The 10,935-nt window shown below is 33.3% G+C and carries 6 protein-coding genes and 1 pseudogene; 2 read left to right on the top strand and 5 right to left on the bottom strand.

All coding sequences use genetic code 11. From position 1 onward, the window contains the following. Positions 1–204 (top strand): annotated as a pseudogene (locus AC8GF4_RS15015) (secretion protein); the annotation flags it as partial. Between the two features lie 352 nt (positions 205–556). On the opposite strand, the gene AC8GF4_RS15010 reads toward AC8GF4_RS15015, so the two are convergent. The 5 genes from AC8GF4_RS15010 to porU all read right to left on the bottom strand — a co-directional run bounded on the left by AC8GF4_RS15010 (position 557) and on the right by porU (position 9,000). After that, the gene (locus AC8GF4_RS15010; protein WP_506595729.1) at positions 557–2,182 is read right to left on the bottom strand and encodes a dihydrolipoamide acetyltransferase family protein; all 1,626 of its coding nucleotides are present in this window, start codon (positions 2,180–2,182) and stop codon (positions 557–559) included. Between the two features lie 7 nt (positions 2,183–2,189). Further along, complete coding sequence (pdhA, locus tag AC8GF4_RS15005; protein WP_506595728.1) at positions 2,190–3,188, bottom strand: pyruvate dehydrogenase (acetyl-transferring) E1 component subunit alpha; 999 nt, start codon at positions 3,186–3,188, stop codon at positions 2,190–2,192. A 162-nt stretch (positions 3,189–3,350) separates the two neighbouring features. Further along, the gene (gene cdd, locus AC8GF4_RS15000; protein ID WP_506595727.1) at positions 3,351–3,833 is read right to left on the bottom strand and encodes a cytidine deaminase; all 483 of its coding nucleotides are present in this window, start codon (positions 3,831–3,833) and stop codon (positions 3,351–3,353) included. Between the two features lie 178 nt (positions 3,834–4,011). Further along, complete coding sequence (gene porV, locus AC8GF4_RS14995) at positions 4,012–5,133, bottom strand: type IX secretion system outer membrane channel protein PorV (RefSeq protein WP_506595726.1); 1,122 nt, start codon at positions 5,131–5,133, stop codon at positions 4,012–4,014. A 42-nt stretch (positions 5,134–5,175) separates the two neighbouring features. After that, positions 5,176–9,000, bottom strand: a complete 3,825-nt coding sequence (porU, locus tag AC8GF4_RS14990) for a type IX secretion system sortase PorU (RefSeq protein ID WP_506595725.1) — start codon at positions 8,998–9,000, stop codon at positions 5,176–5,178. A 216-nt stretch (positions 9,001–9,216) separates the two neighbouring features. Here porU and gldJ point away from each other — a divergent pair, with 216 nt between their 5' ends. Continuing rightward, positions 9,217–10,917 (top strand): gliding motility lipoprotein GldJ, encoded by a 1,701-nt coding sequence (gldJ, locus tag AC8GF4_RS14985; RefSeq protein WP_506595724.1) that lies wholly within the window; start codon positions 9,217–9,219, stop codon positions 10,915–10,917. The last annotated feature ends 18 nt before the right edge of the window (positions 10,918–10,935 follow it).

The following is a 10,935-nucleotide window of genomic DNA, read 5'->3' as shown; positions in this document are numbered from 1 at the left end:
GGAAAAGCTGGTATTGTAAAAACCTATAGCCTAGAGGAGTTTCCTGACGGAGTCTATTTCTTGGTTGTGGAAACCAATTTAAAAAAAGTCACTCATGAGATAGTTATATCCAATTCAGTGTCCTCTTTGTCGAGAAAGTCTACTGCTGAAGTATATAAGGGTGATTTGAAAATGAAAAATCAAAACGTGGCTACAGTGAACTAATGTATTCCTGAATTAAATCAATAAAAATATTACAAAACAGTCCTTGTTAGGGCTGTTTTTTTGTTTAAATGCGATTGCTTTGAATTAAATTTGTTATGAAAACTGAGTTGCGAGAGGGATAGAAAGTAGCTACCAATGTAGCCTGGATAGCCCGACCGAATTATGGTAAGGGGCGAATAGGAGGTTGCTAAGAAAGCCCCTTGCTATAATTTGGTCTCGCCCTTGTAATTTGAAAAATGGTTTTAGTAAAGGTTTTATTTTTAAAGTTGAATCTGAATTTATTCAAATAATTTGCAAAAAAAAATCCCGTCAAGAATAATCTGACGGGATTTGTGATTGAAAAACGTAGTATTTATGCAAGCATGGTTACAGGGTTTTCTATGTATTGTTTTAATGTTTGTAAAAACTGAGCTCCAGTAGCTCCATCAATTGTACGGTGATCGCAAGCCAATGAAAGCATCATTGTGTTTCCAACTACAATTTGACCATTTTTAACAACTGGTTTTTCTACTATAGCTCCAACAGATAAAATTGCAGAATTAGGTTGGTTGATTATAGAATTAAATTCTGTAATACCGAACATTCCAAGGTTTGAAACTGTAAAAGTACTACCTTCCATTTCAGTAGGTAATAATTTTTTGTTTTTAGCTCTACCTGCTAAATCTCTAACACTTGCACCAATTTGAGATAAACTCATTGCGTCTGTAAATCTTAATACTGGTACTACCAATCCATCTTCAACAGCAACAGCAACACCAATATTTACATGATGATTGATGATTATGGCATCTTCTCTCCATTGTGAATTTATTTTTGGATGTTTTTTTAGAGCCAATGCACAAGCTTTTATAACCATATCGTTGAAAGATACTTTGGTATCTGGAACGTTATTTATAGTTGCTCTAGATTTCATCGCTTCGTCCATTGTTACTTCGATTACAAGGTTGTAATGAGGTGCTGTGAACAATGATTCGGCTAATCGTTTCGCAATGATTTTACGCATTTGCGAATTTTTGATTTCTTCTGTGAAAACTTCTCCTGCAGGTACAAATACTTTTGGGGTTTCTGTTTTTGCAGCTTCAGGAGCTTTTGATGCTGTAACACTTGGAGCAACTGTAGTTGTTGGAGTAAAGTTTTCGATATCGCTTTTTACGATACGACCGTTTTCTCCTGATCCTTTCACTTGGGTTAATTGAATTCCTTTATCACTTGCTATTTTTTTAGCCAATGGTGATGCCAAAATTCTTTTTCCCTCGCTAACTGTTTCAATAACTTCTGTAGATTCAGATGAAGTTGCTTTAACTTCTTCTTTTGCTGCGGTAGCTGCTGGTGCAGTTCCGCCTGCTTTATAATTTTCAGCTATTCCGCTAATGTCTGTTCCTACAGGTCCTATAATTGCTAAAAGGCTGTCTACTGGAGCTGTGTTTCCTTCTTGGATTCCAATGAATAACAAAGTTCCTTCATTGAAAGATTCGAATTCCATTGTTGCTTTATCAGTTTCGATTTCAGCAAGAATATCGCCTTCAACAATATTGTCTCCTACTTTTTTCAGCCAAGTAGCTACAGTTCCTTCGGTCATTGTATCACTCAAACGAGGCATTGTTACTACAATTACTCCTTTTGGCAAAGCTGCCTCAGGAGCTGGTGTAGTTGCTTCTGCTGTTTTTGTTGCAGCTGATGCTGATTCTGCTGCAACTGGTGCTGCTGAACCTCCCGCTATTAAAGCAGAAACATCTTCGCCTTCTTTTCCGATAATCGCCAATAAAGAATCTACAGGAGCTGTTTCTCCTTCTGGGATTCCAATATATAAAAGAGTTCCTTCATTGAAGGATTCAAATTCCATTGTTGCTTTGTCGGTTTCAATTTCAGCAAGGATATCACCTTCGCTTACTTTGTCTCCAACTTTTTTAAGCCAAGCTGCTACCGTTCCTTCCGTCATAGTATCGCTCAAGCGAGGCATTGTTACAATTGTTGCCATAATTGATTTATAGTTTATGAGGTGTGAATGGATAGTTTTCTTGGTCGTATACTACATCGTACAATTGTTGTATTTCTGGATACGGAGATTCTTCAGCAAATTGAACACATTCTTCAACTAAAGCTTTAACTCTTTGGTCAATAACTTCAATTTCATCTTCATTAGCGTACTTCTGATCAAGTATTACATCTAGAACTTGTGTAATAGGGTCAATTTTCTTGTATTCTTCGACCTCTTCTTTTGAACGGTATAATTGTGCATCCGACATAGAATGACCTCTATAACGGTAAGTTTTCATTTCAAGAAAAGTTGGTCCATCGCCACGACGTGCTCTATCTATAGCTTCTGTCATAGCTTCTGCCACTTTTACAGGATTCATTCCATCAACGGGACCACAAGGCATTTCGTATCCTAATCCAAGTTTCCAAATATCGGTATGGTTTGCAGTTCTTTCTACAGAAGTTCCCATTGCATAGCCATTGTTTTCAACAATAAAAACTACTGGAAGTTTCCAGAGCATAGCCATGTTAAACGCTTCGTGTAGCGATCCTTGACGTGCTGCTCCATCTCCAAAATAGGTCATTGTAACACCTCCGGTCCCGTTGTATTTGTCTCCAAATGCCAAACCTGCTCCCAATGGAATTTGACCACCTACAATACCGTGTCCGCCATAAAAACGGTGTTCTTTGGAAAAAATATGCATAGATCCACCCATTCCTTTTGATGTTCCAGTAACTTTACCCATTAGTTCTGCCATAATACGTCTTGGATCTACACCCATACCAATAGGCTGAACGTGATTTCGGTAAGCAGTAATCATTTTGTCTTTTGTCAAATCCATAGCATGTAAAGCACCTGCTAATACTGCTTCTTGACCATTGTATAAATGTAGAAAACCTCTAACTTTTTGTTGGATGTACAATGCTGCAAGTTTGTCTTCAAACTTTCTCCAAAGGAGCATGTCTTCATACCACTTTAGATAAACTTCTTTTGTTACTTCTTTCATCTGAATTAATTCTTTTGCTTAAGTGTTATTGTGTTATCAATTATGACCTAGTAACGCAAAATAGTTTCCTCACCACAAATTTGCGCCCCGAAGGGGTCGGGATGCAAAAATAAGACATTCCTACTAAGAACTAAAATTTAAAAGCTAATTTTTAGGTTTTTTTTAAAGTAAATCTTTATCAAACATGAAAGGGAGTAGGTTTTTTAGCGATGCTGATTTGTGTATTGCTCCTGTTTCTCCCATAAAATAGATTTCAATTGGCAAGTTTTGACGAATTTCATATTCAGCTATGGATTGTCTGCAAGAACCACATGGTGGAATTGGGCTTACAGTTTTATTGTTATCTGAAGCAGCTGTAATTGCTATTTTTAAAATGGTTGCATCTGGATAAACTGCACCCGCATGAAATATGGCAACTCTTTCTGCGCAAAGTCCTGAAGGATAAGCTGCATTTTCTTGATTGGAACCAATGACAATTTCACCATTGTCCAATAGAATAGCTGTGCCTACTTTGAATTTTGAATATGGTGCATATGCTTTTTTTCTTACTTCAATTGCCATATTCATTAATTTCTGAACATCAGAAGGTAGTTCTTGAATTTTTTCAAAAACATTTATTTTTGAAGTAATTATTATATCTTTCATTTGTTGCTATTATTTTTAAAATGATTTTATCGTGTAAAATAAGTTTTTATACTATTGTAGACGTTTTTTTTGAATAAGATTAATTTTATAGTCTATCCTAAAATTAAAAAGAAAAAATCCAATTCCAATGTGTATTGAAGTTTGGATTTTTAACATTTATTATAAAATAGAATGTGACTTAGTAATTTTCATATTTTTCACCGAAATTGAAAGTCAAAGAGAAACGTAATGTGTTTTCTAATGGGTTTTGTACTTTTGAGGCTGAAAATAAATAAGACACATCAATTTTTGCAGAACTGTATTTAAACCCAGCTCCAAGAGAGAAATATTCTCTAGAACCATAATCTGGATTCTCATAAAAATAACCTGCTCTAAATGAAAATGAATCTTGATATACGTATTCTGATCCAAGGGAATAGGTTACTTCTTTTATATTTCCAAAAGATTTAAACATTCCTGAAAACCAATTTATAGATTTGTATTCTTCGTTTTCTTCCGCTGTGACTGTGCCATCATCATTTATATCTCTCGAAGGAACTAATAATTTACTGAGTTCTAAGTTTACGGAAACTTTGCTATACTCATCTAAAATAAAGTCAAAACCACCACCTAATTTTAAATTTGCAGGCAAGAAATTTGAGTTTAATTCACTGTTGTCATAATTAATTTTTGGGCCCATATTTTGGAAGTTAAATCCACCTCTCCATCTTCCATTAAAATCACTATATGCAATTTCTTCAGATTGATAGAAGCCAGCAACATCTACGGCAAAACTGCTAGCTGAAGATGCGTCATTATTTTCGGTAGCTACTTTTAAATTTGAATTGATGTAACGACCTGCAACTGCCATTGAGAATTTTTCGCTTAATTTTAAGGAATAAGATAAATCAAAGGCGAATTCATTTGGTGAGACTAAAACAACGGGACTGTCAAAATCATTTCTTAATTCAATATCACCTAAACCAAAATATCTGAAACTACCTGCAAAAGCACTTTTTTCATCAAATTTATTATAATAGGTTAATTGGGCTAATGAAATGTCATTTACTAGATCTGTTAAGTAGGGTGTATAGCTTGCTGAGAAACCATGTTGGTCTGTTGCAAATGCATACTTTGATGGATTCCATTGCTGGGAGTAAGTATCAGCCGAAGTAGCAACACCATTATCTGCCATACCTGCAGCTCTTGCATCTGCAGCAACTAATAAAAAAGGAACCGCTACAGTAGTTGTGTTATATTGTTGCGCATTTATAAAATTAAATGCGTATAAAAATGTTATTAGTAAAGTCGTTTTTTTCATTATTTTTAAAAAAAAATTATTTAAGGTAAATATACTATATTATTATAGAATCACAAGTTTTTCAATTTTTTCAGTTTTTAAATTTGTAAAAGTGGTTTTTACCGTTAATTTATAGATATAAACCCCTTTACCTATTTTATTTCCAAAATCATCTCTTGTATTCCATGAGATTTCTCTAGATAAAAAACCTGGAGTAGTGATTGTTTGGTTTTTTGTCCAAACTACTTTTCCAGTAATTGTTAATACTTGTACTTGAACTTCTAAAGGTTCATTTGGCTTGTTGTGCGTAAACCAAAACTCAGTGTGATTTACACAAGGATTTGGGTAATTTAATACATTAGTAAGCGTAATAGATTCATTTCCAATCACCAAAAATTGAATTTCGGAAGTTGTGGCATTATTGTATACATCCCAAACAATATAGGTAAGCGTATGTAGACCTGCTTTTAAATTTCGGAGCGGGAAATGTAAATTTCCTTTGGTAAAATCATCCAATTCTGTTTGATAGTAATCATTCAAAATAAATGGATTACTTACATCTCCATCTAAAACTGCACTTATATCATGTCCAATTCCTCCAGCAGTGTTGATGCCACTTTCATCTTCCATATAAGCAATAAATATGGGGGATTCATTTGTTATTCCGCCAGATACAAAAGTGTTATCGTTCATATATAACTTCACTTTTGGACTATTATTGTCTGCAATAGCGTTTTCATTTACGCCACCTATTTTTATAGAGGTATCAAAACCCGAAACATCTTCTTTTAATTCATTTTTTTGGGCATAAAAACTTATTTTACCAAAGTCCAATGGAATACGAATGTCTTTTGGGACTATAAAATTATATTCAAATTGTCCATTTACTATAGAAGCATTTCCTCTAAAAATGGTTTCTCCTAAGTTCGAAAAACTTATTGAAGGACTGTAACCGTCATTATTTAAGGTGTTTTTTGTTGTTTTTTTATCAAATAACAGTGTTGACAAAACACCATTGTAGTTGGAAATAGGAATGTTATTCTCATCAGTAATTTGCCCAGATATTTTCATTTTAGCTAATGATTTGAAGTCGGGAATTGATTGATTTATTGGAATGTCATTTACTTTGGTAAGTACAATTTTTGGTTTAGGAATGGCAAGAAATAAGGCGGGATCTCCAAGATAAAGCACTACGTTTGTTGCTGAATTTGGGTTTCCATTTTTTGCTATTCTTAGGGCTTCAGCTATTGAAGTATATTGGTTTGAGCCGTAAGATAAAAGATTTTTTGAAAAAGCATCATTAAAGTTTTCTGCGCTAAATTGACCGATGGAGCGTATTGTAGTTACCAAAGAAATTGCTCCACCTTTTGGATTCCAATAAATATATTCGCCAGCTGTTGGTCTGGTCGGATTGTCAAAACGAGAAAATTCACATGTAATTGTAATAAATAGGGGGTATTTGTATTGGTTGCTAATGCTTTGGCTGTCTGATTTGTCCCAAATTCTTTCACTAGAAAGTCCATCTTCTCCACCATGTCCTAAATAATTAAAAACCAAAGCGCCTTTTTCAAATTCATTATAGAATTCAGATTTTGCTTTTGGATATCGTTCACCTCCAGCAGAGGCTTCTTGGGAATATGAATCCAAAAATATTTTGGAAACATTCAAAAAAGGTTTTTGTATTGCTATTTCATCAGCTAGAGAGTTTTGTCTGGATTGTAATGAAGGATCAGAAGCTTTGTCTGAATCGTCAGCTATGGTTACATAATGGTTTCTCCAGCTTCCATATGCTTTTTTGTTATAATATTCTAACACTTTATTGACCATTTCATCAGCTTGAATTGCATTGTTTACAAGCATTCTACCGCAAGCAATGTCAATACCTCCATAATATGTAGTTATGTTGCCTTCGGAGTCATCCATTAGTCCGTAAAAATCATCCGATGCAAAAGAAGCTTCGCCAATAGTATTGCTAATTAACGATTCATATATAGGTACAATATTAGAATTGTTTGTGATTCTTTTTTTGTAATCGAATGAAGCATCGCCAAAAAGGTTTACATATTTTATTCTTTTGTCTGATGCAGTTGCATTGGAATAGATGTATTTAATGCAGTTCCGAATTGCAGCGATATCTTGTTTTCCGGAGGAGAACTCTTGATAGATATTTTCAAGTATAATTACTTTTGCATTTAAATTGGAATTTTTCTGATGGAAACTGGCTAGCTTTTCTGCTTGATTCTTTAATGATTCAGGAGTTATTATTATGTAATCTATATCTTGAAATTGATTTTGAGTATTTTTAAAAATCGTTCCTTTTATGTTGGTGTTCGCTATTCTTGATTTTGTTTCTTTTAAAGGGGTATAATAATCATTAGGATCAATTGCGATGTATTTTTTGAGTTCTCCAAGATTTGCTTTAATTGAGAATTCATTTTGATTATTATTTTCGAATTTTGTGACATTATAGAGGTCGGTAATGTCCCAAATTTGAGAAATAGAAGTTGCATTTGAAAAGTCATAGGAAACAATCCCAAGAGCAGAGCTTGATAAATCGTATTGAAAAGGAAACTGCTTTCCAAGTCCTTGTAATTTACTTTTTGCTTTCAGACGTATATAATCTAGAAAACCTTTGGAACCAGGTACGCCATTATTGTTGTAAGATATTTTTAAATTAATCACAGATGAGCCGGTAAAAGAGGTGTTTTTTGGAAGGTTTCCATTATAATATTGAATGTCAGAACTGGTATTTAAAGCTGAAAACATAACTGTTCCGACTTCAAGACTATTTGCAGAAATTTTAAATGAAGTAGGAGTAAAGGCTGCCGCTGCCAATGATACATTTAAATCTATTGGAACCGATGTGTCAATATTTGGAAAACTAAATGTAAATTCTTGATCCTGACTAATGTCAAATGTTTCTCCAACCCATTGTCTTCCTACTTGAGCGATGTTTTTTAAATCGACTTCATGAAATTGATAATCATCATAGGTAGTTAGGTTAAGAGTGTTTGTTTCAGTTGGTTGAAGCAAATTTGAAATTCTTTTCCCGTCAATGCCTTGTGTATTTATGTAATAATAAGATTTGGTATCGTATAAATTGAGATTGGTTTGACTTTCATCATTCCAGTTATAAGTTCCTTCACCATAAAACAAAATAAAATCGTCAGAATTAAAAGTCCCGTCATTTTCTCCTTGAATTTGAATTGCATTTTCATTTAAATCTGAAGGGTAGAAAGTGTTGTTTGCCAGAGGTAGCATTTTTCCTCCATTACCATAAATTTTAATTTTTTTGGGATCGATCCCATTTAAGTTGATGCCTAATTGTTGTAAAAAATCTTTCGTAATTTTATAAACACCCGACTTTTCAATGTAAAATCGATACCAATCTCCAGTAGCCAGCACTGAATTTGCAATAGCGGTATTGTTTTTAGCTGTTGTGTTTTTGATTGAAGCACCAATATTAATAGTGTAAGAATATGATTTTACTCTTTTGTATCCAGAGTTGTCTTTAATAATTGGAGATAGTCTAAGGAAATTTTGAATTATATTTCTGGATTTAGTTGAATAAATAGTCGCTTTTATTGATGATGGAATGTTTGTTACGATTAGATTTCCAAGAGTTGAAACAGAAATGATTTCATATACAACATTAGTAATTTGAAGGCTTTTTTCGTCTAATGTATTGTTCGTGTTTAAATTTAAATTGTGGTAAAGAGATTGTTGATATGCATCATAAAAATAACTATTGCCAGTAAAAACAGGAGATAGTTGTTTAGTATTGGAAGATGTAGTGTAATTATCTTGCCATTCAATTGAAATATCTCCTTTTAATTGGGCAAAAGTTAAAATAGGTACTAATATAAAGTAAAAAGCAAGATTTCTCATGGGAAATGATAACGGGGTGAATCCTAAATAATTGCTAAAAGTAAAGAAAAAATATTAAATATATTTTTTGTTGTTTTATGTAATAAAAAATATAATTTTGCGTTTTATTATATCTAATTTGAACGTTAAAAAATTTAAGTTGAAAATTGGTTTGTGTTTTAATGTTTAATTATTACATTGCACAACCTAAATTTTAATAATTACCTACTAGAAACTATGAAAGTAAATCAAACTATCCCCTTAAAAATAATGTTGTTGTTGACATTAATGTTAGGATTAGCTAGTTGTAGCAAAAAATCTAAAACCGACAGTGCTTCAAGAGGTACAGGTTGGAATGTAAACAGCTCCAAGGGCGGTTTTTCAAAAGGTTCAGCTCACAAAACACAAGAAACGGGACCAGGATTGGTTTTTGTAGAAGGAGGGACTTTTACTAGAGGACTTGTTCAAGACGATGTAATGCATGATTGGAATAATGTTCCAAATCAACAACACGTTATGTCGTTTTATATGGATGAAACTGAAGTTACCAATTTAATGTATCTTGAATACCTTGAGTGGTTGAAAAAAGTGTATCCACCAACAGAAGAAAATTACAAAAATATTTACGAAGGAGCTTCGCCAGACACCCTTGTTTGGAGAAATCGTTTGGGATATAATGAAACTATGACCAATAACTATTTAAGACATCCTGCTTATGCTAATTATCCTGTTGTAGGAGTAAATTGGGTACAAGCTGTAGAATTCAGTAAATGGAGAACGGATCGTGTAAATGAAGCTGTTTTGGAAAAAAATGGTTATTTGAAGAAAAATGCTAAATCATTAGATGTTTCTGCTGAAAGTAATTTTAGTACTGAAACTTATTTGGCAGCTCCAACAATGACTTATGGTGGAAATGAAGAAATTCTTTTAAAAGGGAGAGGTGCTTCTAAAAAAGGACCAAAACCTGGAAAAGACGGAAAAGTTGTTGAAGAGAAAAATGTTTATGCGCAAAGATCTTCAGGAATTATTTTGCCAGAATATAGACTTCCAACTGAATCAGAGTGGGAGTATGCTGCAGCGGCAGATGTAGGACAAAGAGAATACAATATCTATAAAGGTCAAAAGAAATACCCTTGGTCTGGAAGTTACACTCGTTCAGGAAAAAGATCCAACAAAGGATTTCAATTAGCAAATTTCAAACAAGGTAATGGAGATTACGGTGGAATCGCAGGTTGGTCTGATGATGGAGCTGATATTACAAATGAAGTTAAAAAATATCCAGCAAATGATTTCGGTCTTTATGATATGGCAGGAAATGTTGCAGAATGGGTTGCAGATGTTTACAGACCTATAGTTGATGTAGAAACAAATGATTTCAATTATTTTAGAGGTAATGTTTATACCAAAAACAAAATTGGTAAGGATGGTAAAGTTGAAGTGATTACAAATAAAAATATTGTTTACGACACATTAAGTAATGGTAAATTGGTTGCAAAAAACTTAGCTGGAGAGATTGCTCAAGTGCCTGTTGATGAAAATGAAACTTATTTGAGACAAAATTTTAGCACAAGCGATAATATTAGTTACAGAGATGGAGATAAGCAATCTAGTAAATATTACAAGTTTGCAAGTTCTGATTCTGAAAAAGGAAAAATTTCAGATAAAGAGAATATGTATAATGCCCCTAAACACAATGTAAAAATTGACAGTTTAGGCGCTATGGAAAGAAAATTTGATAAATCAAACAAAAGAACTACTTTGATAAATGACGCAGTTCGTGTATACAAAGGTGGATCTTGGAGAGATAGAGCCTATTGGTTGGATCCAGCTCAAAGAAGATTCTTCCCTCAAGATATGGCAACAGATTACATTGGTTTTAGATGTGCTATGTCAAGAGTTGGTTCAAAAACAAATACAAAAAAATCACCTAGAAATTAATTTTTTTAAATAATTCAA

The organism is Flavobacterium rarum (SeqCode) (assembly GCF_965234445.1).
Lineage (GTDB): Bacteria > Bacteroidota > Bacteroidia > Flavobacteriales > Flavobacteriaceae > Flavobacterium > Flavobacterium rarum.
This window is presented reverse-complemented; position numbering and strand designations above follow the sequence as displayed.

What these genes read in the sequence shown, in the direction of transcription:
- AC8GF4_RS15010 (WP_506595729.1), bottom strand. Translation starts at nt 2,182, where the DNA reads ATGGCAACAATTGTAACAATGCCTCGCTTGAGCGATACTATGACGGAA.
- pdhA (WP_506595728.1), bottom strand. Translation starts at nt 3,188, where the DNA reads ATGAAAGAAGTAACAAAAGAAGTTTATCTAAAGTGGTATGAAGACATG.
- cdd (WP_506595727.1), bottom strand. Translation starts at nt 3,833, where the DNA reads ATGAAAGATATAATAATTACTTCAAAAATAAATGTTTTTGAAAAAATT.
- porV (WP_506595726.1), bottom strand. Translation starts at nt 5,133, where the DNA reads ATGAAAAAAACGACTTTACTAATAACATTTTTATACGCATTTAATTTT.
- porU (WP_506595725.1), bottom strand. Translation starts at nt 9,000, where the DNA reads ATGAGAAATCTTGCTTTTTACTTTATATTAGTACCTATTTTAACTTTT.
- gldJ (WP_506595724.1), top strand. Translation starts at nt 9,217, where the DNA reads ATGAAAGTAAATCAAACTATCCCCTTAAAAATAATGTTGTTGTTGACA.